Raw genomic sequence first — 23,639 nt, 5'->3', positions numbered from 1 at the left:
ACGGTCTTAGAGGGCAGGCTTTTCACGAAGCCCGCCCGGTTTTTAATTAGAAGCTCACTTTCAGGCCCAGCATGGCGCTGCTGTCGCTATAACCATCGTCACCCACCTGTTGCGCCACATTGCCCCACAGGTTGACATTGCGGCTCAGCTGGCCGTCCACTCCAACCTTCAGCTCGCCAATGTTACGGGTACCAGCCTGATTCACCCGTACGCCGTTAAGGGTTGCACCGAACGTCTCAGTGTTATGGATCCAGTTAGCTTCAATAAACGGCTCGAAGGTTCGTTCTTTTCCGTCATCCAGTGTGCTGTGTCCTTTAATAAAGGCACGAGCGCCCAGGCGGGTCTGAATATTGCCGTCCCCTTCACCGGTGACCCGGGTACCATTGCTTTCCGTCAGATCATCAGCCTTCACCCCCATCCAGATAGCCTGCGCTTTTGGCTGGATGTAGTAGGCCGTGCGCTCATCACGATCGCCCAGTTTCCAGGTGTATCCCCCTTCCACCGATGCAGTGAACCCTTTTGATTTGTAGCTTTCACTGCCAGCAGATTTTCCACTGACGGTATTGTCGAACCAGTTGTACAACAGCCAGGTATCCACCCATGCTCCGGTTTTCGCCTCGCTCTCCTGCAGCCAGGTGCCATAAATGCCCAGGCTGTACCCGTTAATACTGCTATCAGCCTTATTACCGTTGAGGTGGTTACGCGCGTTGCTCTTCTGGTTTGCATAGCCCGCCATCACGCCCAGGTGATAGCGGTTTTCACTGTCGCTACTCCATTGCGCAATGTCACCGCCCATCTGCATCACATACCGGTTTGACTGGGTGTTCATCTGTCCGCTGCTGTCTTTCGAGCGGGTGTGTCCACCGACGTTACGCAGCCACATACTGGTGACCTTTTTCTCTCCGGTGAGAGCGTCTACATAGTGGGTCTCCCCCAGACGATCGTGGAGTCGGTGTGTGAACAGCGTATTCGCAGCAGCCATATTCACCCCGTACAGACTCGCTTCAGGACGGATCCAGTCCGGCTTAGGCTGGGTGCCCGTGTCCGTATCCGTTCCTGAACCTGTATCCGGGCCTGTTCCTGGCTCTGGATCCGGGATTACCGGATCGACCGGGGTGGTATCCCGGCTCACCAGATACCAGTTCCCGCTATTGCTGCCCTGTCCACGCGTCAGACGGTAATCGTAAGCCCCGGCCACAATACGTCCGGACTGAGTAAATTCCCCCTCGGATTTACCGCCTACCGTAATCAGCTCAGTCCCGTTAAGGGTGGCAGCGCCACTTCCGCCCGCATTTGTAACGCTGACAGTAGTATTGCCGCTGGTAGAACCACCAATCACCATCCGATCGGTTGCCGAACGGTCATCACCCAACACGGTGTTAAAGTGGATAGTGCCGTTGTTGCCAACATAGTCACCGCTCACCTGGAGCGTGTTACCGGCCCTGGCTCCCGACTGGCCGATCAACACCGAACTGGCGTTGGTCAGATTACCGCCTACAGCGTACTGCAGTGGGGTTGCCTCCACGACGCCATACTCTCCCAGCACAAACGTGCCCTGGTTGATAACATCGCCTGCCGTACTGCCGTATCCCCCAAAGACAGCGCCACGAGCCACGTTTACAGCGGATGAAGCCAGCGAAACTGCATTGTCCACATCACCCAGAGTGAGTATGCCGAGATTAACGTCTGTATTACCGGTGTACTGCGCGGCGGACTGCGTCAGCGTCACGTTACCCCGGCCATTTTTCACCAGATCCCCTGTACCGGTGATGTGGTTTTCTACCGTCCAGGCGGCCACATTGTTCAGCACCAGGCTACCGTGGTTCTCAATATCGGCCTTACCGGTCTGCTCAGGCCCCTGCGCAGTAAGTGTCGCGCCACTGTCCACCGTAAAGAGGCCCGAGAATCCGCTGTTATCCGCTGCCAGGGTGATATCTGCACCGTCCTTAAGTACGACACCCCCGTTTCCTGCCAGCGTTTTCGCCAGCGCACCAGAGACACCATCGTTCAGCGTCAGCGTGTCGTTTGCTGACGTCATCGTGACCGTTCCACTGTTACCCAGGCCCGCCACATCGTTAAGCATGGCGTTTGCGCCGCCGTTCAGGGCAACTTCCCCGGTATAGCCGGTATTCGCACCATCGACATAAAGTTCACCGGACAGCACCTCCAGCTCACCCGCCCCAATAAGTGTGTTACCGGCGATGGATCCCGCATCATTCATGCCAGCCTCACGCTGCGCGTGGGTGAGCGTCAAATGACTGCCTGCGTCAAGCATGACCTGACTGCCAGCCTCTGTATTCAGCGCACCCGCTGTCTGGCGTGAACCGTTTATATCCAGCACAGATCCAGCCGCGACATTCACAGCCGAAGTCAGCCCCAGAGTGTTGTCGGCATCAAGACGCAGCGTTCCACTGATCACACTGGTGGCACCTGTGTAATCATTACCGCCATTCGACAGGCTCACGGTTTGCGCGCTGCCGGTATCGATCGCCAGATCGCCACTGCCGGTCACCTTCACGCGCAGATCGGTCTGTAGCCCCTGAGCATCCGGCCCAACCGCAAGCGTCAGGGCATTGTCGCCCGTTCCCATCAGCTCGACTTCTTTCAGACCGTAGGCGATATAAAGCCCGTCACTGGTGATACCGTCGGAACTGCTTACCATCTGGTAATCCCAGGTTCCCTTCGCGACGGTGTTGCCGTCCTGAACGATATCCAGGTGCTGCACGTCACTGATAACGTTTCCGTTTTCATCTACCAGATTAAGCTGACCACCCGTTCCTTTTACCGCGCCTTCTGCCCCGGCAAGCTGGACCAGCGTGGTGGCGTCATCCTGCTCCATCAGCGATTTTTTACTGAGGCTGGCAGGAACATGGTTAATCACCCCGCCACCCAGTGTGACCTGAACCGTCCCCTTGCCTCCGATATCGAGCGTGCCGCTGGCAGAGGTGGTGATGTGATTGTCTGCAATGATATCGCCCGGCATGACGGCCCGGAACTGAACGGTTCCCCCGTCAAAGGACAGGCTACCGAGTTGCTGCTCACCCGCACCGACCGTGACCACACTTTCATTCCCGGTAACCAGGGAGGCCTGCGTCAGTGAAGACGTGTTATCGCCTTCCAGCTGGAAATGACTGGTGCCCAGTTTCAGGGTGCCCGCGAAATTACTTCCTGTATTGCCGGTGAAAGCAAAATCCGACTGCGAGGAATCGAGGCTGACCGATACCAGGCCCTGACCGGTAAGCGTCGGGTCAAAAGTGAAATCTCCCGCGACAGAAGGCTTCACCGCCAGCTCGCTGCCACGTTCGATGTCGACAGCACCGGCACCGATCCCCCCGTCGGTCAGCACCAGCGCTTCTTCGAGGGTCAGGAGCGAGTTATTTTTGAGGGCCACACGCTCAAAATTCTGAAGCGTTGACGCACTGGCCAGACGGTGCACGGCGGCATCGAACACCAGGGTGTCGTTGCTGCCTGTGCCCCCGTCGAGGAGATTAAAGACGGCTCCTCTGCCTTTCACCGTAAAGATGTTGTCACCGCTACCGGCAATCACGCTGTCCGCACGGGCCGTACCGGTCAGGGTGACGCGGTTGTTTCCGTTCCCCAGAGTGGCGGTACCGGTCAGCGTACTGGCGTCATCGAGGTAGAGGCTGTTATTGCCGTTATTGAGCGCAATAACCCCCTGGATAACGCCCCCGGCACCATTACGCATGACGGTATCGACACCGTCATCAAAGGCCATAGCCAGCGAGGTGTCTGTGGCCGCGATGATAGCGCCGGTATTGATAAACGTGCCGACCTTCGCGGCATCCACTACCGCTGCGGTCGTTGATGCAGAACGGAGAACGCCAGTCTGTTCCACCTGCTTCGCGTTATTATTCACCACCAGCGCGGAGCCGCCGTCTGCCGCAGTGACATTCACGCTGACCGCACTTTGCACCGTCGCACCATCTGCAGTGTTCGCCAGGATACCGGCACCGCCGCTGCCAAGAACGTTGATCGTCAGCCCTGACGAGCGAGACAAATCAAGATCGTTTGCAGAGTTCCCACCATCGGCGGCCATGAAAGCAATACCTGTACCGCTTCCATCCACATTAATCGTGCCACTGTTCTGTTGCGCCAGGGTCGCTGATGTCCGTACGCCTTTACCGTCCCGCACATTAATCGTGGTACCGGTAAGCTGAATGCCCGCGATTTCGGCCCGGTTTTCGATACCATTGCCACTGGCGCCGGTTGCGTTCACATCGATCCGCGCGCCGTTGATAATCAGTCCTTTCGCGCCGGTATCCAGCAGCACCCCATGTGCCGTACCCCGGCCCTCGACGACACCCATACCGCTGCCCACTAAATCCAGTGAAGCACCCTGACTCAGGCGAATAGCGGCCTCTCCATCTGTGGCAATGATGCTACCTCCAGTACTGAATACCGTAGAGTTAGCCCCTTCAACGTCCACAGCCACACCGCTGACGGTAATATCACTGGCTTTGTTTTCGAACTGGCCGCTGATGACCTTAATACCGGTATTCCCGGAGCCGTTACTGAGATCGATACGACCGGTGTTGATCAACTTGCCTTGATTCTGCGTGATAAAGGCAGTCGCGCCAGCGAGACCGGAAGTGATGCTGGCTTCATTGGTCAAGATGGTGCCCATGTTACTATTAGTTACGCCCCCTGCCAGATCGTACTCGTTGCCGTCAACCACCCCCACCACGGCACCGCTGCCGGTTAAATTGGCCGTGACGCCTTTTTCAAGCGTGGCATCTGCACCGCCAGCAACATAGATCCCCTGAGCCCCCGTCCCAGCGATGGATAATTGACTGCCTGCTGCGGCTTTCACGAGCGTTCCAGATCCCGTCGCCCAGATCCCACGGGCATTGTTACCGGATACGGTGTATGACAAGACTCCCTGCTGGGATGCTTTATTCTCAACGCGGAAAAGGGTCGATCCCTCTCCGTTCGCATCCATCATTGCAGTGCCCAGGGTATTCAGAGTGGAGCCTGCACCAGAAATGAGGAATGCAATCTGGTTACTGACATTGTTACCGGCAAAGTCTGGCATAGCCGTACCGGCCAAACTCACCGTTGCACCGTCGTGTACAGCGACACCGATCGCGCCCTGCCCCTCAAGGCGAATGGTCCCTCCGGTCATATTCACCGTCACGGTTTTCCCGGAAGCCTGGATACCGGTGGTACGATTATCATCGGCACCGCCTTTCAGCGTCAGATCTCCGGTGTTATTAACGGTTGTGATCAGGTTGCTGGAGCTGGCCTTAAGACCAACGCCACCTGTGTTCAACGAGATGCTGCCGCTGTTCGTCCCTGTGGAACCATCCAGTACTTCTATCCCGATTGTATTCTCGCCGTCAAAAGAGATACTTCCTGAATTTTCAAGTGCGGCGCCATTACGGGCGATATAACCGGTCACCTTATTCTGTGTCGAAGACAAAGCGGCGGCGGAATTGAGTTTTGTAGATGAATCGCCGGTGGTCGTCAGTGCGCCGGTGAGATCATAGCCATTTCCGTCTGCGATCGCCGCAATAGCGCTGGCATTATTGAGTTGCAGCACGGTGTTGGCATCAATGACCCCCGTGGCTCCGCCCTCAATGAGTACGCCAGTGGATCCCGTTCCCAAAAGATCGAGGGTCAGGCTGCCGGTATTTACCGACGTGCCAGTTCCCGTTGCCAATAAGACCACGGAATTCTGTCCTGACGAAACCATACTGGAGCCCTGAATGGCGCTGCCGGTAAAGTTGGCCCCACCATCAAGGCGCATTAACGTCGAATTATCTGATGAGACATCCTGGACGCTGCTGCTGCTGTTATTAATCTGTGATCCGGAACCATAGATAAAATAACCAATCTGTTTTTTTCCTGATAAAAAATTAATGGCTGCATTACCGCTCAAGTTGATAACCCCCCCGTCACGGGCATGCACACCAATAGCACCATCGCCGTTTAGATTAATATCTCCGGCAATACCAATTTTTGAGCCTGCCCCTTGCACCCAGGCACCGTAATTGTTCAATCCGCTTGAGCCAGCAGATTTATAAACATTCACAATACCTGAAGATGAGGCAGCACCTCCGTTAAAAGCCTTAACTCCAATGCCATTCGCGCCATTGACATTAATTACACCGGCGTTATCAATTGTTCCCGATGCATTATTCTCAGAGAAAATCCCGATACTCTGCAATGGTATGTATGCATCATTATCACCATTAGAATTAATATTTATAGTACCACTATTCACTAAATGTGTATTGCTCACATTGTTAGCATAAAGTCCATAAACGCCGTCAGCAGTCGCGCCTAATGTAATGATCCCCCTGTTTTCAGCTTGTGCATTAGAATCTACAACAATCGCAGCGCTCGACGCACCGAGATAGTCAGGTGTAACACCATCTTCGTTAATCCCTAATTGAATATGCCCATTTGAATCATTCAGGAAAGAACTTCCCGAGCCGACATTAACAGTACGAACAGCACCCGACGCTGGATCTGAGGAGATAATTTTGCTTGTGCCCCAATAACCACTGTTGAGAAAACCATGGTTTACAGCCGTAGCACCATTTGTCAAACTCATGCCAGCGGTAATGCCATTTTTCGACTTAGATTCATAAAGTGCACGAGCATTGATATTATATGCCCCGTTATTTATAAATTGGCTTCCCTGCCCATCAATTATTATCGGTTGGGAGGTAATTCCACCTCCCAAATCATAGTCACCGACGGATGAATGTCCGCCAAGAGAGAGAATACCATTGTTTATCAATTGGGAGCCGGATAATATTTCAGCGAGTCTCCCCGAGCTAATAACCTTACCATCATTGATGATACTGGCACTAGTTTCAGCAAGAAGAACTTTAAGGGATGTTGCTGTGCCAAGGCTTGAAAATATCTCCCCTGTTTTGGAGATCGTTGCTTTAGCATGGGAGCCAGAAGCACGAATAATCGCCCCCTCAACATCGCCATAATCTGAACTCGATCCCCCGGCAGGATAAACAGAATAGGTATACACCTCATCCACGCTGGTATATGCGTTTTTAAGCTGCTTAACATATTCATCAGGATCCAGCTTTTGATCAGCAACTTTTTTCACTAACCAATCATTATATTTTTTTAAATCAGCAAGATTATTAATTGTAAACTTTCCGCCGTCAAAAGTATCAATTACTCCGTTATATGTAACAACCTGCGTTTTGAAATTTTTTGCTGCTCCAGAAGCATCCCAAACAACAGGGGTATCCATAATAAATGCCTGTTTAGAATTCCACGTAGCTATAGCAGAATTATTTGCGCCATCAATATCGACAAGATTACTCCCCCTAACCTCCCCAATGTAATAAATTTGATCCTTAAAAGAGATGTCGGCAGTACCATTAGTCACTTTGACAAGATTCGTATTATTATATACATTAGCATTTGGAACCATAAAGCCATAATAAGTACCCAGATAATATGAATCCTGCTCCAGGAAATCTTGACTGTTGTAAACATTAACAGTAGATGTATTTTGCGTTATAGGATCTGTAACAGTTATAGCCGTCTGTAATCCAGGTAAACTCAAGCGAATATTTGTTGTCGGCAAAGAGGTGACGGTACCGTTAGCATTTGCAACAGAATACCCTCCCTTAATGACATCATATAAATTATCGTACGATACATAAGACTTGGAGGCTTTCTTCCAGTTAGCGATGCCACTAACAGACCATTTATTGCCATCTGATATGGTTGCGCCAACTGAGTCATAACTCCACGTAGTATCTAATAAACATGAAAAAGTAGTTGTATCGCAAGTTGCTGCATATGCAGGGGATATAATCGACACCATGCTAAGAAAGATGGCCGATTTAATACTGTTTTTTACCGAAGAGCTTTTAACCTTCCCCTTCCCCAGTTCAGAAACAACAACGGGCTGTCCGGTCGCTCTGTTAAATATTACTTTATAGATTGCGTTCATATAAGGTCCTTACGCCCTGGGCGTAATTAAATTTTGCGTTAAGTAGTTAAATCTCAGATCAACAGTTATTTTACTGACTTGACCATATCAGTAGCCTGTTGGCGGGTAAAAATAAAACGATTCAAGCGATCATATGATGCCCGTATATAAACAGGTTCATAGCCTGCGGTATTCACCATATAGCCCCGCCCCTCCACGCGCATAATAAAATCCTCATCGACACCAAGACCGACGAGCCTTTTCTTTAATTCATTCATGACCTGCCATAAGCGTGGCCCTGAGGATTTCAGCCCATATGCCTCCCACACGGCTCTCATGATGATTTCATCGCGCAATAGTCCAGACCGCCCTCTTTCCAGCAGAAATTCCAGCAGCCGGAACATAGTCTGCCTCAGATAAATATGCTTCTGATTTAATTTTTGACTGTTAAGTGGGATAAGCACCCGGTTTTCCCGCAGAACCATCACACCATTACGGTCATCTCCCAAAATATAACCAAATTTTCTCACGGATAGATATCTCCATATTCCGGCTCTGCATTTCTGCAATAGCTGTCAGCGGTCTGTTGGAAGCATGTCAGCATAATAGTTTCAGACGAAATCTAATATCAAACTAATCAATTTGATAAAAGCAAAACACCAAGCACTAAAGCCAAGCCAGTCAATATCACTATAAAACAGGCATAAATAAGACATTTCATCCAAATAATTAATATTTCGATTGATGAAATTAACAAAAAACCTTCTTTTTTTAATGAAGTGTTTTATGCTTATTATTTCTTTTTTAAAGTGTTTACTACTTAAGGTTCATCCCCTCCATTTCTTGTTGAGCGGGTTTTCCGGCAGGGACCAGGATTTTTCTGTCTGACCGGATGTTAACATCTGCCCGGCAAGGGTGAAGGGATCAACACTTCAATTAAGACGGTTAAGATTTCACTTAAGATTAAAAACACATAACTAATTGAATTTAATGTAGAATCAACCATGCGCTCTTTAGCCACTTAAGAGTTCTGAAGTAATTCATGGCGTCCTGAATCGGGGAGAGCTAAAATTGGGGCAGGCAGTCAGCAGGCAGGGAGTCATGAAGAAAACGTATTTAATCGACGGCAGGGTAGTCTTTCGCAGTGGGCAAAATGAACTGGCCAGCCAGGTTAATCCGGATCTCACGGAAATACTGAATGAGCCCTGCGCCCGTTGCCTTGAGGCGCTGCTGGATGCGGAGGGGAGCATTGTCCCCCAGGCAGAACTGTATAAGGCTGGCTGGGGTGAGGCCTATAAAGATGTCGCACCCAATACCCTCTACCAGAATATCCTTCTGGCCCGTAAGGCCTTCCGCAATATCGCTGAAAGTGAAGACGACTTTATCATCACCGTTCCCAGAAAGGGATTCCGGTTTAATGAAACCATGACGGTGACAGTAAGGGTTTCTCCTGAGAATTCCGTTTCAGTTCCGGATAAAAAACGATCTGAACCAAATAGTAACGGCAGTAAAACTCTGTTGCTCAGAGACACTGCCCCCACCCTGCTGTCCCGTATGCCCCTCCCGGTTGCGGCAATTTTTTTTATTCTTGCATTAGTCATTTTTATTGCAGGGCACTTCAGATACGGAGCGACCCACCACGACGATTTTACTTCGGAATATGATTATGCAGGCGCGCAAAAAGGGTGTGAGGTTTACGTTAATAAACGTCAAACCGTGTCAAGTTTAAAAATTGAACAGTTCCTGAAGAGATGGCCGGGTACTACGGCCAACTGTAGCCGGTTACCACAACGATATATTACGCCGTACCGTAACTACCACAGTGTGTTTTATCTTTCATGTAATGGAAAAAATAAGGCAGAAAGAATATGCAGTTCAGGCTACCTACAGCTCTCAGAATAACAGCATGCACTGTCAGCCTGCTGGTATTCTGTTATTCCGTTTATCATCTGCTGGAGTTGAAAAAAAGATCCGAAGGGAGAGTCATTCACTGTATGGCGGCGTTTAACAGCCAGGTTAATCAGAACCGCCTTAATGCCAAAGTCACGCTCTATCTGTACCGGGAAAAAGGCAGTATTCAGATCAGCGGCGACTATATTTCACCTGCAGGTCAACAGACACCGGTAAAACTGGTTTCCGGTATTGCCTATCAGATCACAGGTGAGGATTATCATGTTCGTTTTACCGGCAACAAAACCTCATACCAGTCAGAGGACATCCATGAAGCATTCAGTCACCTGCTCCCTTTTTCCGTCACCAGTGAAAATGTGGATTATGTCTATCAATTCCGGGAGCAAAGCGACGGGAGTTATCTGATCCGACAGCATGGCATTCCCCTGCTGCTGTGTAAAAACATACCACGTCGGTAATGCGATAAGCCCCGAACCGTGAGGTCTTCTGGAACCGTCGTCCTGATACTGAAACAGATTAGTCTTTCCCCGGACCATAATTAAATTTAGTTCCTATCCCAATAGCGTAAAATTGTCCGCCAGCATATAAAACCATTTCCATCTGATTTACGACAGGGATCTGAACAACCTAATAGCTACTTTAGTTGGCTGTCAGGTCCGCTACGTACTGTAACGGACGTCGACTTACATTCTTTCACCCAAACAGCCGTAATTATTCAGGAACAAGTTAGAATAAAAATGGTGACTCAGATTTTACCAAGCAGAATATTCAGCATGCGGCGCAAGGGTTCCGCTGCTCCCCACAATAGCTGATCGCCCACCGTCAGAACCGAATATATAGGGTCATTGTTTAGCGACATTTTCTTGTAACGGCCAATACCAACCTGCAGCGAACCGCTGATATGAGCCGGGGTTAGCTTGCTGACACTTTCATCCTTATTATTAGGCACATAGTTAACCCAGGGATGGGAATGCGTGACTAACGCTGCGAATTCTTCTTCGCTGACTTCACGCTTGAGCTTCAGTGTAATTGCAGCACTGTGGCACCGGATCACGCCGACACGTATACACAAACCATTTACCGGGATCGTACCAGGAGCAAGACCAAGTATTTTGTTCGTTTCTGCTTCACCTTTCCACTCTTCCCGGCTATTCCCGTCACCTAAATCGCTATCAATCCAGGGTATGATACTCCCCATGAGAGGTGCGCCGAAATTCTGGATGGGCATACCAGCACTGTTAATAAGCTCACTGACTTTATTGACTAAAGGAAGGACAGATCCTGATGACGCCAGTTCATCGGAGGACAAATGCTTACTGATATAAGCGCTTTGAGCGATCAACTCCCTGACATATTGCGCCCCTGCACCTGACGCAGACTGATAGGTCATCACGCTCATCCATTCGATCAAGTCAGCCTCGATCAGGCCAGCCAGCCCCATAAGACTCAGCGTAATGGAACAGTTGCCACCGACAAAGAGTTTAATTCCATCCTGGACTGCACGATCAATATTGGCACGATTGACGGGATCAAGAATAATACAGGCTCTCTCATCCATCCGTAACGCTGAGGCCGCGTCAATCCAGTAGCCTTTCCAGCCATGTTCAATCAAAGCAGGATAGATTGCTTTAGTATAATCACCACCCTGACAGGTTATGATAATATCCATTTCGGCCAGAGCACTTATGGAATGAGCATCTTTGAGCGTGTAGCTGACGCCACCAATAACAGGGCCGGTGGCACCTGTACTTGAAGTACTGTAAAAATGCGCTGAAATACCGTCGAAGTCGTTCTCTTCCACCATTCTTTGCAACAAAACAGAACCTACCATTCCTCGCCAACCAACAATGCCAACCTGTTTCATTTGCTTAACCTTATGACGTTATGAGAATGTTAATTTATTTTCGAAACACGTTATATCTCATCTTAAATTGCAGGTCATCACGAACGGCATCAGATTCATTTATTATTAAAATGTTTCATACGGCATCAGCGATTTTGATACGCGGAAAAGAAACAAAAGCCACAGCCCTCTGATATTAAAGAAAATGATAAGGTACAGGCATCTCGCAGTTGTCCACTCCTGGCGGTGAGTTCAACCGAGGGCGGCAACAATTGCCCCCTCCATTTTCTCAGGCGTCGTCATCGGTGCAAAACGCTTGAGCGGCTTACCGTCGCGTCCGATCAGAAACTTAGTAAAGTTCCACTTGATCCGCCCACCCAGCACGCCAGGCAATTCGCTTTTCAGATAACGAAACATCGGATGTGCTTCAGCGCCATTGACCTCAACTTTCCCGAACATGGGAAAACTGACGCCGTAGTTAATGTAACAGGTCTTTGAGATTTCATCGGCGTCGCCGGGTTCCTGTTTACCGAACTGGTTGCAGGGGAAGCCCAGCACCACTAACCCTTGTTCGGCGTATTTCTTGTATAGCGCTTCGAGACCCGCATACTGGGGCGTAAAGCCGCACTGGCTGGCGGTATTGACGACCAAAACCACCTTTCCCGCATAGTCGGCCATTGAGATAAGACTGCCATCCAGGCGGGTGGCGGTAAGCTGATGAAAGCGTGTCATGCTGAGATCCTCAAAGCAGGCCGAAAAGCTGCTATGACCACCCACGCGGCGGCCTCCGTACAGAAAGTTTACATTCAAACAGGCTAAGTGTGATACATTCCCGCCGCGCCAATGACCACCACACTCGCTATCAGGTATGCAGAACATCACAAAAAAAATTCGCTGGCTTCTGCTTGCTATCCCATTCCTCAGCGGTTGTGGCACGCTCTCGCAAATGTCCTCCCCGGAAGGTACCCAGGAACTCCTCACCCATGAATCGCTGGATGGCGACGTTGACAGCGTGGTGCGTCACTACATGGCGCAAAAGTCCGTTCCAGGAATGACGGTCGCGGTGATCCATAATCACGGCTCGCCTCAGTTTTACACCTGGGGCGTTACCGATGCGGTCAACCGCTACCCGGTCAGGCCCGATACCCTGTTTGCGCTCGGCTCGCTCAGCAAAGGGATCACGGCGGAAGTGGTGGCCTGTCTGGTGAGTGAGGGGCAACTGAACTGGAACGACAGTCTGGCGACATTGCTACCGCCGGGAACGCCGCTAAGTAAGGATGCACAAAAAATCACCCTGCTGGAGCTGGTAACCCACACCTCCGGCCTTCCGCGCCAGAATATGGACGTTCCGATGCTCGGAAAATTCATCCGCTACTTAGGCACGGGTGATAATTTCTACGGTGAACTGGACAGCGATAACGTGCTGCGTTATCTGGCGAACTGGCGCGCGCCGAGAGATAAAACGCCGCAATACTCCAATACCGGCTACGCCCTGATTGGCTATATCCTGAAGCACAAAACCGGCGAAGATATACAAAGTTTAGCCTCGCGCTATATTTTCCGTCCGCTGCATATGGCTAACAGCAGCTTTACGCCCCAGAAGCTCAAAGGATACCCCCAGCGGGCGCTCGGCCACGCGGGCGATCAGCCAAAATTCATCCCGCGCGGGCAGCTTACGCCAGACTGGCATTTTTCCAACAACATGGTGGCGGCAGCAAGCCTGTACAGTAACGCCGAAGATCTGGCGGCCTATGCCCGCTATCACGTCTCTACGACCCACAATCCCTTGCTGGACAGCGTCTTTGACGAAGTCAGAAATACCGATATTCAACGCCCCGACGGGGTGCAGGGCATTGCCTGGACCACCGACTTTATCGGTCTGGAAAAAATCACCTATCAGGTCGGCTATATCGGCGGCTACTCCAGCTTCATCGGCTATGACAAAGAGAAAGGCAATGCGGTGGTGGTGCTGCAAAATATCTTTAACTGGAGCAACTATATTGGCATCGCGCTACTGATGGATATGGCGAAAAAAGACGGCCTTACCGCTACATCGCCGACTTCGGCCTTAAGTTCTCGTCAAACGCCAGCCGTTTCCGGTCAGGCTCAGCCTCGCGCAGCGGCTCAACCTGGTGCATAGTTAGCTTGCAGCGCTCCACCAGCACCTGATACTCCCGCGTGCCCTGCCGCTTCCACGCCATCTCCTGCTCGCTCAGCTCGCGAATCGCTTTGGCCGGGCTGCCGATAATCAAGTGGTTGGCAGGCATCTCCGCTTTCGCCTTCACGAACGCCGCCGCGCCGACGATGCTGTTTTCACCAATCACTGCCCCGTCCATCACCACCGCGTTCATACCCACCAGCGCGTTGCGGCGGATGATGCAGCCGTGCAGGATGGCGCTGTGGCCGATATGTCCGTCCTCCTCCACCACCGTGTCCTGCTCCGGGAAACCGTGCATCACGCAGTTATCCTGAATGTTCGCGCCATCTTTCACCACGATACGGCCAAAATCACCGCGCAGGCTGGCATTCGGACCAACATAAACGCCTTTACCCAGAATTACGTCGCCAATCAGCACCGCCGTTGGGTGAACATAGCTCTCGTCAGGTACCACCGGCGTCAGACCGTCAATTTGATAAACTGGCATCTTCACTCCTTATGCGCTTGTAAGACCACCAAAGCGTTGATAGTAGAGCGTGCCGGGCACGGGCAGTTCACCCACGGAGGTTTCGCCCTTCTCGCTGACAAACGCCAGCGCCCCCGGCGCGACACGCTGATAGATATTAATGCAGAGCTGTCGGGCGCTTTGCCCCGCCCAGTGCGCGGGCAGTAACTCCTCCGGCAGCAGTGGATCTTTCAGCACCACGCGGCGATAAAAGTGAATCAGCAGCAGCTGGATCTGGAAGCAGCGCTCCGGCGTCAGCTCCTCCGGCGCGGCCTCCTTCAGCAACGGCAGCAGCGGGCGGAACGAGTTAATAAACGACTCGTACATCGCGTTTTGCTCGGTTAACTGCCAGCACTCTTCCACCCGCGAACGCAGCGCGGCGCGGGAGAGCGCCAGCGGCGAGTGGGCTTCAAAGAAGATCACGTTTTCCGCCACGCCGGCATCGTGAAGCAGGGACTGCACGTCCGCCAGATGCTGGGACGGCGAGGCCATCAGGCTCGGTGCCAGTGTGCCAAATCCTTGCCAGATGAGCTGTTTTTTCACATCCGCGAGCGTAGTTTTATCCAGCCCTTCGGAGAGCAGCAGCAGCCATTTTCCGTCCCAGGCGGGCAGCTCTGCGCGATAAATCTTATTCTCCGCGCGACGCGTCAGCCGCAGCCCCTTATCGCTCAGGCGGTAAAAGCTGCGCCGCCCGATGCGGGAGACGTCCAGCCAGCCCTCTTTGTTGAGGCGAAACAGCGCGGTGCGCACGAAGCGCTCGCCAAATCCCATGCCTTCCAGTAAGGCGGCCAGGCTGCCGAGCCAAATCTCGCCGCCGCGGTGGGAAAGCGCGTCACCGTATAACGAGGAGATAAGCGACGTTCCGCTGACGGGAACCGAGCTGACCGCGTGCTGGATAAAGGCGTCGAGTTTATTCATGTGATTCATTCTGTTGTTATTTTTGTCCTGGATGAATCATAGCATAAGCCCCTCACCCTGGCCCTCTCCCCAAAGGGGAGAGGGGAAGGTGTTTTAACCGTTAGCCGCCGCTTTACGCAGATCAAACACCCGGCAGGCTTTCCCCTCCGAGCGCGGAATGCTGCCGCAGTTCACAATCATCACGTCGGTGGAAATCCCGACCATCGACTTTATGCGGTGGCGCAGCTGGTGGCATACCTGGCAACGCTGCTCGTGCGTCAGCGTTAAGCTGCTCTCTTTCAGCTCCACCTTCACGGAAAGTGAATCAAGATGCCCACGACGATTCACCTCCAGCTGATAGTGCGGAGAAAGGTGTTCGAACTTCACGATCTCCTCTTCCAGCTGCGACGGGAAAACGTTGACGCCGCGGATGATCAGCATATCGTCGCTGCGGCCGCTGATCCGGTCCATACGGCGCATACTGCGCGCGGTTGCCGGCAGCAGACGCGTCAGGTCGCGGGTGCGGTAGCGGATCACCGGCAGCGCCTCTTTGGTCAGCGTGGTGAACAGCAGTTCGCCCTGCTGGCCGTCATCCAGCGGCGTGCCGTCGTTCGGGTTGACGATCTCCGGATAGAAATGATCTTCCCAGATGGTTGGGCCGTCGGCGGTTTCGATACACTCCATCGCCACTCCCGGCCCCATCACTTCGGAGAGGCCATAAATATCCAGCGCCGTAATGCCTAAGCGTTTTTCGATTTCGCGACGCATGGCCTGCGTCCACGGCTCCGCGCCGAAAACGCCCACGCGCAGGGAGCAGGTGCTGGCGTCGCCGCCCATCTGGCGCTCCAGCTCCTCGATCAGGTTGAGGCAGTAGGACGGCGTCACCATGATCATGTCCGGCTGGAAATCACGGATCAGCTGCGCCTGTTTCTCTGTCTGGCCGCCAGACATCGGGATCACCGTCGCCCCCAAACGCTCGGCACCGTAGTGCGCGCCCAGCCCGCCGGTAAACAGGCCATAGCCATAGGCCACGTGAATTTTGTCCTTCGCGCTGCCGCCCGCCGCGCGCAGGGAGCGGGCCACCAGGTTGGCCCAGTTGTCGATGTCACCCTGCGTGTAGCCGACAACGGTCGGTTTGCCGGTGGTGCCGGATGACGCGTGAATGCGCACCACCTGCTCCATCGGCACGGCAAAGGTATCGAACGGGTAGTTATCCCGCAGGTCCTGCTTGGTGGTGCACGGGAACTTACGGATATCCGCCAGCTCGTTGAAATCGTCAGGGTGAACGCCCGCGGCATCAAACTTGCGTTTGTACATCGGCACGTTGTTATAGGCGTGGTGCAGGGTCCATTTCAGACGCGCGGTCTGCAGCGCCTGCAGTTCGTCAAGGGAGGCCGTTTCAATCGGATCAAGCTTTGTTGTATTTGTCATCGCAGGGTACTCACATTGTTTTTATGCTCAAACACGCTCAAGGATCATGGCAATGCCCTGACCCACACCGATGCACATCGTACACAGCGCGTAGCGCCCGCCGCGTCGGTGCAGTTCGTTACTCGCGGCCAGCGCCAGTCTGGCGCCGCTCATCCCCAGCGGGTGACCAATCGCTATCGCGCCACCGTTCGGGTTGACGTGCGCGGCATCATCCGGCAATCCCAGCTTACGCAGCACGCCCAGCGCCTGCGCGGCGAAAGCTTCGTTGAGCTCGATCACGTCCATCTCGTTAATGCTGAGTCCGGCGCGCTCCAGCACCCTGCGGGTAGCCGGGACCGGACCGAGCCCCATCAGACGTGGCTCCACGCCTGCCGTCGCCATCGCCACGATCCGCGTGCGCGGGACCAGCCCCTGCGCCAGCGCCATCTGCTCGCTGGCGACGATCAGCGCCGCTGCGCCGTCGTTGACGCCGGAGGCATTTCCCGCCGTGACCACCCCGTTCCTGCGGAACGGCGTTTTTAGCCCGGCAAGCTGCTCAAGCGTGGTGTCCGCGCGGGGATGTTCATCCTCGCTGAACTCGTTGACCGCCCCTTTTTTCCCCGGCACCTGCACCGACACAATCTCCTGCGCCAGAATGCCGTTCTGCTGCGCCTGCGCGGTACGCTGCTGGCTGCGCAGCGCGAACGCGTCCTGATCGGCACGGCTGATATTTAACAATTCAGCTACATTCTCTGCCGTTTCCGGCATGCTGTCAGTTCCGAATTGCTGATGCATGAGCGGATTCACAAATCGCCAGCCGATGGTGGTATCAAAGATCTCCGCCTGTCGCTGGAACGCGGCGGTGGCTTTGCCCATCACAAACGGCGCGCGGGACATGGACTCCACGCCGCCCGCAATCAGCAGGTCGCCGTCGCCCGCCTTAATGGCGCGTGCGGCAATACCAATCGCGTCCAGCCCCGACCCGCACAGGCGGTTAATGGTGGTTCCGGACACCGTCTGCGGCAGCCCGGCCAGCAGCGACGACATACGCGCCACGTTGCGGTTATCTTCACCCGCCTGGTTCGCGCAGCCGAAGATCACGTCGTCAATCCGCTCCAGATCAAGCTGCGGATAGCGGGCCAGCAGCGCGCGGAGCGGCACGGCGCCGAGATCGTCAGTCCGAACGGCGGAAAGCGCCCCGCCGTAGCGCCCAACCGGGGTTCGAACGCCATCACAAATAAATGCGTCACGCATCAGGCCTCTCCTGTCACATTGCCGCCGATGCGGTGAGATTTTCCGCGAAAAAGGGCGACAGTTTTCTGTTGCTGGTTCTGAATTTCAATGTCGTACACGCCGGTCAGCCTGCCCTGATGCTTCACCCGCGCGGTGGCGGTGAGCGTGTCCCCGGCAAAGCCCGGACGCAGAAAATCAATCGAACAGCCGGAGGCCACCGCCGCCAGCCCCTGACTGTTGCAGGCGTAGGCAAAGGCGGTGTCTGCCAGCGAAAACAGCTGTCCGCCGTGGCAGGTTTGGTGGCCGTTGAGCATCTGCGGGGTGATGGTCATGGACACCACCGCGTAGCCGTCGTCCATATCGACAATGTCCATCCCCATCGCCTGCGCGCAGGCGTCCCGTTCGTACATGGCGCGGGCGTTGTGCCAGGCGTTATGACTCATAGCTACTCTCCAGAAGCGCGCGCTGGCGCAGCAGGGAACAGGGGCGATAGCGTTCTTCGCCGTAATGACGCTGCAGGTTCTCCAGCAGCGTCAGCAGGCGCTGCCAGCCCAGGCGCTCGCCCCAGGCGATCGGCCCGCTCGGGTAATTCACGCCCAGGCGCATGGCGGTATCGATGTCCTTCTCGCTGGCGACCCCTTTTTGCAGAGCATCCAGCGCTTCGTTGGCAATCATCGCCACCGTGCGCCAGACCAGCAGGCCGGGATAATCGGCAATCTGCACCACCCGAAGCCCCTGCTGCTGCAGGTAGCGGATGGCCTTTTGCGTCGCCGTATGCGGGTTGCTGGCGGCTGCGGCGATGATCGCAACGTCGCGCTCGATGCGGTCCACCACCACCACCGGGCCGTTAAGCCGCAGCGCCAGGGCCTGCGCGGTTTCGCCCTGCGTTTCGATCAGGTACATATCATCAATTTCTGTGACACCGTCACGTCTTTTTTCCACGCGCATCGGGCTGTAGCTGTCGTTTACGGTATCAGCCCAGCGCACCCCGGGCCTGTCGCCCTGCCAGTCATAAACGCCCTTCCCGCTTTTTTTGCCCAGCCTGCCTGCCAGCACCAGCTCCTGCTGCACCAGCGAGGGCAGAAAACGACGCTCCTGCCAGAAGGCGTTAAATACCGAGCAGGTCACAGCGAAATTAACGTCCTGACCAATCATGTCGGTCAGCTCCAGCGGGCCCATCGGGAAGCCGCCGCCTTCGCGCAGGGCGGCGTCAATCACCTCCGGCGCGGCCACCTGCTCTTCCAGTGCGCGCCAGGCCTCGGAATAGAACGGACGCGCGACGCGGTTGACGATGAACCCCGGCGTCGACTGGCAGCGCACGGGCTGCTTGCCCCAGTTCAGCGCCAGCTCGCACAGCGCGTCGGCCACTTCCGGGGAGGTCGCCAGCCCGCTGACCACCTCCACCAGCTTCATGACCGGCGCCGGGTTGAAGAAATGCATCCCGGCGACGCGCTCCGGATGGTGGATGTCCGCAGCAATCGCCGTGACGGAGATCGAAGAGGTATTGCTGGTCAGCACCGTCTGCGGCGGGCAGATTTCCGCCAGCTGCGAAAACAGCGCCTTTTTCACCTCCAGCCGTTCCGAGGCCGCTTCAATCACCAGTTCGGCCGCGGAGAGCGCGTCGATATCCGTGACGGGAAGCAGCCGGGCGAGGATCTGGCTCCCGGCATCGGCGGAGAGTTTTCCGCGCGTCACCCGGGAGGCCAGACGCTGGCGGATCCCCTCGATAGCGCGGGATATCGCATCGCTGGAAATATCGTAGAGCAGCACCTGATGCCCGTGGCTGGCCGCCACTTCTGCAATCCCCGCGCCCATCGTGCCGCTGCCAATCACGGCGACAGTCCGTATGTTGAGCATCTTATTTCCCCGTAAAGTTAGGCGCGCGCTTCGCGAGGAAAGCGCTGACGCCCTCGCGGTAGTCGTCGCTGCGACCGGCCAGACGCTGATAGTCGCGCTCCAGGTCAAGCTGCGCGTCGAGGGTGTTGGTTTCCGCAGCATTGATCGCCTGCTTGATCAGGCCCAGGCCGAAGGTCGGCTGCGAGGCAAAGTGCAGCGCCATTTGCTGCGCCGTGGCGGAGAGCTGGTCGTCGTCCACCACCTGCCAGATCATCCCCCACGCCTGCGCCTGCTCGGCGCTGAGTTTGTCCCCGAGCAGCGCCAGCCCCATGGCGCGGGCGCGTCCGGCCACGCGCGGCAGCAGCCACGTGCCGCCGCAGTCCGGCACCAGGCCGAGCTTGCTGAAGGCCATCACGAAGTTGGCCGACCGGGCGGCAATCACCATGTCACAGCCGAGCGCCAGCGTAGCTCCCGCGCCAGCCGCCACCCCGTTAACCGCGCAGATGACCGGCTTCGGCAGCTTTGCCAGGCGGCGCACCAGCGGGTTGTAGAAGGTTTCGACAGACATTCCCAGATCCGGCGCCGGGCCGTTGGGGTCGACGTTACGGTCGTTCAGATCCTGACCGGCGCAGAACCCGCGTCCTGCCCCGGTGATCAGCAGGCAGCGGATGGCGTCATCGCGCTCGGCCTGCTTCAGGCAATCGGCAAGCTGCTGGTGCATCACATCGTTAAAGCTGTTCAGACGCTCCGGACGGTTCAGCGTAATGGTCATTACGCCCTGTTCTACGTGACTGAGAATAAATTCCACAATTAGCGTCCTTTAAAGTCGGGGGTGCGTTTTTGTAAGAAGGCGTCGATACCTTCCCGGCGGTCTTCGGTGGCGGAAAGCAGCGTAAACAGCTGGCGCTCCTGCGCGAGCCCGGCCTGCAACGGCACCTCCTGCGACTGCCGCAGCGCCTGCTTCGCCGCCTGCAGCGCCAGCGGAGAGTGGCGCGCCATCAACGCCGCCTGCTTCAGGGCGTACTCTAGTGTCAGAGACGCCGGGAAGAGATCGCTCACCAGCCCGGCGCTCAGCGCCTGCTCTGCGGTAATACTCTCGCCGGTCAGCACCATTTTGCTGGCCAGGGATTTACCGACGCTGCGGATAAGACGCTGGGTGCCGCCCGCGCCGGGCATGATGCCCAGCGTGATTTCCGGCAGGCCGAAACGGGCGTTATCGCCAGCAATGATCACGTCGCACAGCAGCGCCAGCTCGCAGCCTGCGCCCAGCGCGAAGCCGTTCACGGCGGCAATCAGCGGTTTGTTAAACGCGTTAATGCGCGCCCACAGCTGCGGGCGGATATCGTTCAGGGTGGCGGGCAGGTCTTTCTCCGCCATTTCGTTGAGATCGGCCCCGGCGGCAAAGCAGCGCTCGCTGCCGTAAATCACGCAGACGGCGATGTCGGCATCCACGGCGGCAGCCTCAAGCTGTTCCGCAAGCTGCGCCAGCAGCGCATTGTTAAGGGCGTTGCGCGCCGCCGGACGGTTCAGCGTCAGCTGCAGCACGCGGCCATGACGGGTAACAATCAGTTCGCTCATGCCATCCCCTTCGCGTCAAAGTCGACAATCACGTCGGCGGTTAACGGCAGCGACTGACAGCTCAGTACGTACCCGGCGGCCAGCTCGTCCGGCTCCAGGCTGTAGTTGGTTGCCATGTCCACCTTGCCGCGCAGCACTTTGCATTTGCAGGTGGCGCACACGCCCCCCTTGCAGGCATACGGCAGATCCGCTCCCTGACGCAGGGCAGCATCAAGAATGCTTTCGTCGTCCGCCGTCAGGGTGATTTCACGGTCGCGCCCGTCCTGGCGCACGGTCACTTTTTGACCTTCCGCCTGCACGTGCACCGCGCGCTTAACGGTGATTCCGGAGGTGTTGAAGCGCTCAAGGTGAATGGATTTTTCCGGCATCCCCAGCGCTTTCAGCGTCGCTTCGGCGTCGTCCATCATCGCCGACGGGCCGCAGATAAATGCCTCGTCGTACTGGCAGAAGTTGATCAGGGTTTTCGCCAGCGCCTGCAGCTTTTCCCCGTCGATGCGGCCATAGAGCAGGTCGCTGTCCAGCCGCTCCTGGCTGAAGATGGAGACCAGCTGCAGCCGCTGCGGGTATTTGTCCTTCAGGTCCGCCAGCGCCTGGCGGAACATCATGCTCTGGCTGCTGCGGTTGCCGTAGATCAGAGTGAAATGGCTGTTGGATTCGGTCGAAAGCGTGGCGGAGATAATCGCCAGCATCGGGGTGATCCCGGAGCCTGCGGCAATTGCCAGGTAGTGGCCTTCACGTTCAGGCTGCGGCTGGTAGCCAAACTGCCCTTGAGGAACCATCACCTCCAGCGCCATGCCCGCTTTGATCTCATCCCGGGCATAGCGGGAGAAGCGCCCACCGTCGATGGCTTTGACCGCCACGCTGATCTCACCCGGCGCGGTGCTGCGGCAGATGGAGTAGCAGCGGCGCAGTTCGTCTTCGCCCAGCGTCGTTTTCAGGGTCAGGTGCTGGCCGGGGCGGAAGCGGTAGGCCTCCTGCAACGCCTGCGGCACCGCGAAGGTGATGGTTACCGCGTCGCGGGTTTCGGGTTCCACTTTTGCCACTGTTAATGAATGAAACGTTGTCATGGCAGCCTCAAATACATTTGAAATAGTCGAAGGGCTCGCGGCAGGTATTGCAGCGGTAGAGCGCTTTGCAGGCCGTCGAACCGAATTCACTGATAAGGGAGGTGTCGGTGCTGGCGCAGCGCGGGCAGCTCACCTCTGCCGGGGCGTGCGCATGGCAACTATGCCCCACGGGTGGGCTGATGCCGTACGCCCGCAGGCGCTCGCGCGCGTCGGCGGTCAGCCAGTCGGTAGTCCAGGCGGGTTCAAGCTGGAGCACGATGTGCACGGGAGTGAAGCCGTGCGCGGTCATCGCCTCTCGGATTGCCCCCAGCAGGTGTTCCGTTGCCGGGCAGCCCGAGTAGGTTGGCGTGAAGCCAATCACCCAGCCTTCCCCCTGCGCCTTCACGCTGCGCACCATGCCTAAATCGGTGATGGTTAACACCGGCACTTCCGGATCGGGGATCTGGCTTAACAGCGCCCAGATCTGCGGAATTTGCGCAGGCGCGATGTCGACGAGGCGTTGCATAGCGTTCTCCTTTACCACTGCTGACCGGGATACGCGCGCTGGAGATACTGCATTTCCGCCAGCATCGGACCCAGATGTTCGGTATGAAGCCCCTTCTTGCCCCCGGTGCGGTACGCCACCTCTGCGGGAACCTGCAGACAGGCTTCTTTCAGACCAGCAAACACTTCGCTTTCCCACGGCTGGCGCAGGGTTCGCGGATCCACCGCCACGCCGGCGTCAATCAGCTCAAGCTCGACCTCATCGGCGTCAAACAGCTCCGCTGTAAAACGCCACAGGCTGTCGATGGCCTGCTGCATTTTTTGCGCGGAGGTTTCGGTCCCGTCGCCCAGCCGCACCAGCCAGCCGCGGCTGAAGCGCAGGTGGTAGCGCGCCTCTTTAATCGCTTTGGCGGCGATGGCGGCAAGCTGGCCGTCGCGGCTCTGAGTCAGACGTTCGTACAGCGCCACGTTCCAGGCATCCATCAGGTACTGGCGGGCAATCGTGTCGGCGAAGCTGCCGTTCGGCTGCTCCACCAGCAGGACGTTGCGGAACTGGCGCTCGTCGCGGCCAAACGCCAGCGTGTCTTCATCGCCCTGGCCTTCTGATTGCGCGGCATAGGTCAGGAAATTGCGCGCCTGCCCCAGCAGGTCGAGGCCGATATTGGCGAGCGCGAGGTCAATTTCCAGTTCAGGCGCGTGGCCGCACCAGGCGCCGAGACGCTGGGAGAGCACCAGACCGTTGTCGCCCAGACGCAGGGCATAGGCAGTTACTGAGTTCATTCTTT

General features: G+C 55.7%; 18 protein-coding genes and 1 pseudogene. 3 read left to right on the top strand and 16 right to left on the bottom strand.

Annotation, left to right across the window (positions count from 1 at the left end; translation table 11 throughout):
• Positions 1 to 46 precede the first annotated feature (46 nt).
• The 3 genes and pseudogenes from IM314_RS01115 to IM314_RS01110 form a co-directional block, all read right to left on the bottom strand.
• Positions 47 to 5,767, bottom strand: a complete 5,721-nt coding sequence (locus IM314_RS01115) for an autotransporter outer membrane beta-barrel domain-containing protein (RefSeq protein ID WP_193358362.1) — start codon at positions 5,765 to 5,767, stop codon at positions 47 to 49.
• Between the two features lie 2,076 nt (positions 5,768 to 7,843).
• Positions 7,844 to 7,954, bottom strand: a pseudogene (locus IM314_RS22095) (ESPR domain-containing protein); the annotation flags it as partial.
• A 65-nt stretch (positions 7,955 to 8,019) separates the two neighbouring features.
• On the bottom strand, positions 8,020 to 8,463 hold the full coding sequence (locus IM314_RS01110; RefSeq protein ID WP_059354836.1) for a winged helix-turn-helix domain-containing protein: 444 nt from the start codon (positions 8,461 to 8,463) through the stop codon (positions 8,020 to 8,022).
• 571 nt (positions 8,464 to 9,034) lie between these two features.
• Between IM314_RS01110 and IM314_RS01105 the strand changes: the two genes are divergently transcribed.
• Positions 9,035 to 9,835 carry a winged helix-turn-helix domain-containing protein gene (locus IM314_RS01105; protein ID WP_193358289.1) on the top strand — a complete coding sequence of 267 codons (801 nt, stop codon included), beginning with the start codon at positions 9,035 to 9,037 and terminating at the stop codon, positions 9,833 to 9,835.
• A gap of 92 nt (positions 9,836 to 9,927) precedes the next feature.
• Positions 9,928 to 10,302 (top strand): hypothetical protein, encoded by a 375-nt coding sequence (locus IM314_RS01100; RefSeq protein ID WP_227008534.1) that lies wholly within the window; start codon positions 9,928 to 9,930, stop codon positions 10,300 to 10,302.
• Between the two features lie 287 nt (positions 10,303 to 10,589).
• On the opposite strand, the gene asd is transcribed toward IM314_RS01100, so the two are convergent.
• Complete coding sequence (asd, locus tag IM314_RS01095; RefSeq protein WP_060573009.1) at positions 10,590 to 11,708, bottom strand: aspartate-semialdehyde dehydrogenase; 1,119 nt, start codon at positions 11,706 to 11,708, stop codon at positions 10,590 to 10,592.
• A gap of 231 nt (positions 11,709 to 11,939) precedes the next feature.
• On the bottom strand, positions 11,940 to 12,419 hold the full coding sequence (locus IM314_RS01090) for a glutathione peroxidase (RefSeq protein ID WP_193358290.1): 480 nt from the start codon (positions 12,417 to 12,419) through the stop codon (positions 11,940 to 11,942).
• Between the two features lie 136 nt (positions 12,420 to 12,555).
• Between IM314_RS01090 and IM314_RS01085 the strand changes: the two genes are divergently transcribed.
• Entirely contained in the window at positions 12,556 to 13,827 is a 1,272-nt protein-coding gene (locus IM314_RS01085; protein ID WP_060573004.1) for a serine hydrolase, read from the top strand.
• Here the strand turns inward: IM314_RS01085 and paaY are convergent.
• From paaY to paaC, 11 genes are all read right to left on the bottom strand, one after another.
• A complete protein-coding gene (gene paaY / locus IM314_RS01080) occupies positions 13,736 to 14,332 on the bottom strand; it encodes a phenylacetic acid degradation protein PaaY (RefSeq protein WP_045630362.1) in 597 nt (198 codons plus the stop codon). The two genes, IM314_RS01085 and paaY, sit on opposite strands and share 92 nt — an antisense overlap.
• A 9-nt stretch (positions 14,333 to 14,341) precedes the next feature.
• Complete coding sequence (gene paaX / locus IM314_RS01075; RefSeq protein WP_021241337.1) at positions 14,342 to 15,277, bottom strand: phenylacetic acid degradation operon negative regulatory protein PaaX; 936 nt, start codon at positions 15,275 to 15,277, stop codon at positions 14,342 to 14,344.
• An 84-nt stretch (positions 15,278 to 15,361) separates the two neighbouring features.
• Positions 15,362 to 16,678: a phenylacetate--CoA ligase PaaK gene (gene paaK, locus IM314_RS01070; protein ID WP_045261420.1), complete on the bottom strand. Its 1,317-nt coding sequence runs from the start codon at positions 16,676 to 16,678 to the stop codon at positions 15,362 to 15,364.
• A gap of 27 nt (positions 16,679 to 16,705) precedes the next feature.
• Positions 16,706 to 17,911: a 3-oxoadipyl-CoA thiolase gene (gene pcaF / locus IM314_RS01065; RefSeq protein ID WP_193358291.1), complete on the bottom strand. Its 1,206-nt coding sequence runs from the start codon at positions 17,909 to 17,911 to the stop codon at positions 16,706 to 16,708.
• Positions 17,911 to 18,333, bottom strand: coding sequence for a hydroxyphenylacetyl-CoA thioesterase PaaI (gene paaI / locus IM314_RS01060; RefSeq protein WP_028013034.1), 423 nt, complete (start codon positions 18,331 to 18,333; stop codon positions 17,911 to 17,913). Before paaI ends, pcaF begins: the two co-directional genes overlap by 1 nt.
• The gene (gene paaH, locus IM314_RS01055; RefSeq protein WP_193358292.1) at positions 18,323 to 19,747 is read right to left on the bottom strand and encodes a 3-hydroxyacyl-CoA dehydrogenase PaaH; all 1,425 of its coding nucleotides are present in this window, start codon (positions 19,745 to 19,747) and stop codon (positions 18,323 to 18,325) included. The genes paaI and paaH overlap by 11 nt, the downstream gene beginning before the upstream one ends.
• A gap of 1 nt (position 19,748) precedes the next feature.
• Positions 19,749 to 20,537 (bottom strand): 2-(1,2-epoxy-1,2-dihydrophenyl)acetyl-CoA isomerase PaaG, encoded by a 789-nt coding sequence (gene paaG, locus IM314_RS01050; protein ID WP_028013032.1) that lies wholly within the window; start codon positions 20,535 to 20,537, stop codon positions 19,749 to 19,751.
• Entirely contained in the window at positions 20,537 to 21,304 is a 768-nt protein-coding gene (gene paaF, locus IM314_RS01045; RefSeq protein ID WP_041910185.1) for a 2,3-dehydroadipyl-CoA hydratase PaaF, read from the bottom strand. Before paaF ends, paaG begins: the two co-directional genes overlap by 1 nt.
• Positions 21,301 to 22,371 carry a 1,2-phenylacetyl-CoA epoxidase subunit PaaE gene (gene paaE / locus IM314_RS01040; RefSeq protein ID WP_041910187.1) on the bottom strand — a complete coding sequence of 357 codons (1,071 nt, stop codon included), beginning with the start codon at positions 22,369 to 22,371 and terminating at the stop codon, positions 21,301 to 21,303. Before paaE ends, paaF begins: the two co-directional genes overlap by 4 nt.
• A 7-nt stretch (positions 22,372 to 22,378) precedes the next feature.
• Positions 22,379 to 22,876, bottom strand: coding sequence for a 1,2-phenylacetyl-CoA epoxidase subunit PaaD (gene paaD, locus IM314_RS01035; protein ID WP_041910189.1), 498 nt, complete (start codon positions 22,874 to 22,876; stop codon positions 22,379 to 22,381).
• Between the two features lie 11 nt (positions 22,877 to 22,887).
• Positions 22,888 to 23,634 carry a 1,2-phenylacetyl-CoA epoxidase subunit PaaC gene (gene paaC / locus IM314_RS01030; protein ID WP_041910191.1) on the bottom strand — a complete coding sequence of 249 codons (747 nt, stop codon included), beginning with the start codon at positions 23,632 to 23,634 and terminating at the stop codon, positions 22,888 to 22,890.
• Positions 23,635 to 23,639 lie beyond the last annotated feature (5 nt).

It is taken from the genome of Enterobacter cloacae complex sp. P42RS (assembly GCF_014930595.1).
Classification (GTDB): Bacteria; Pseudomonadota; Gammaproteobacteria; order Enterobacterales; family Enterobacteriaceae; genus Enterobacter; species Enterobacter bugandensis.
Note: the sequence above shows the minus strand (reverse complement) of the source record. Positions and strands in the feature narration are given on the sequence as shown.

Bases quoted from the DNA above. Each gene is read 5' to 3' on its own strand.
- IM314_RS01115 (WP_193358362.1), bottom strand. From the start codon at position 5,767: ATGCGCCTTGATGGTGGGGCCAACTTTACCGGCAGCGCCATTCAGGGC.
- IM314_RS01105 (WP_193358289.1), top strand. From the start codon at position 9,035: ATGAAGAAAACGTATTTAATCGACGGCAGGGTAGTCTTTCGCAGTGGG.
- IM314_RS01100 (WP_227008534.1), top strand. From the start codon at position 9,928: ATGGCGGCGTTTAACAGCCAGGTTAATCAGAACCGCCTTAATGCCAAA.
- asd (WP_060573009.1), bottom strand. From the start codon at position 11,708: ATGAAACAGGTTGGCATTGTTGGTTGGCGAGGAATGGTAGGTTCTGTT.
- IM314_RS01090 (WP_193358290.1), bottom strand. From the start codon at position 12,419: ATGACACGCTTTCATCAGCTTACCGCCACCCGCCTGGATGGCAGTCTT.
- IM314_RS01085 (WP_060573004.1), top strand. From the start codon at position 12,556: ATGCAGAACATCACAAAAAAAATTCGCTGGCTTCTGCTTGCTATCCCA.
- paaY (WP_045630362.1), bottom strand. From the start codon at position 14,332: ATGCCAGTTTATCAAATTGACGGTCTGACGCCGGTGGTACCTGACGAG.
- paaX (WP_021241337.1), bottom strand. From the start codon at position 15,277: ATGAATCACATGAATAAACTCGACGCCTTTATCCAGCACGCGGTCAGC.
- paaK (WP_045261420.1), bottom strand. From the start codon at position 16,678: ATGACAAATACAACAAAGCTTGATCCGATTGAAACGGCCTCCCTTGAC.
- pcaF (WP_193358291.1), bottom strand. From the start codon at position 17,911: ATGCGTGACGCATTTATTTGTGATGGCGTTCGAACCCCGGTTGGGCGC.
- paaI (WP_028013034.1), bottom strand. From the start codon at position 18,333: ATGAGTCATAACGCCTGGCACAACGCCCGCGCCATGTACGAACGGGAC.
- paaH (WP_193358292.1), bottom strand. From the start codon at position 19,747: ATGCTCAACATACGGACTGTCGCCGTGATTGGCAGCGGCACGATGGGC.
- paaF (WP_041910185.1), bottom strand. From the start codon at position 21,304: ATGAGCGAACTGATTGTTACCCGTCATGGCCGCGTGCTGCAGCTGACG.
- paaE (WP_041910187.1), bottom strand. From the start codon at position 22,371: ATGACAACGTTTCATTCATTAACAGTGGCAAAAGTGGAACCCGAAACC.
- paaD (WP_041910189.1), bottom strand. From the start codon at position 22,876: ATGCAACGCCTCGTCGACATCGCGCCTGCGCAAATTCCGCAGATCTGG.
- paaC (WP_041910191.1), bottom strand. From the start codon at position 23,634: ATGAACTCAGTAACTGCCTATGCCCTGCGTCTGGGCGACAACGGTCTG.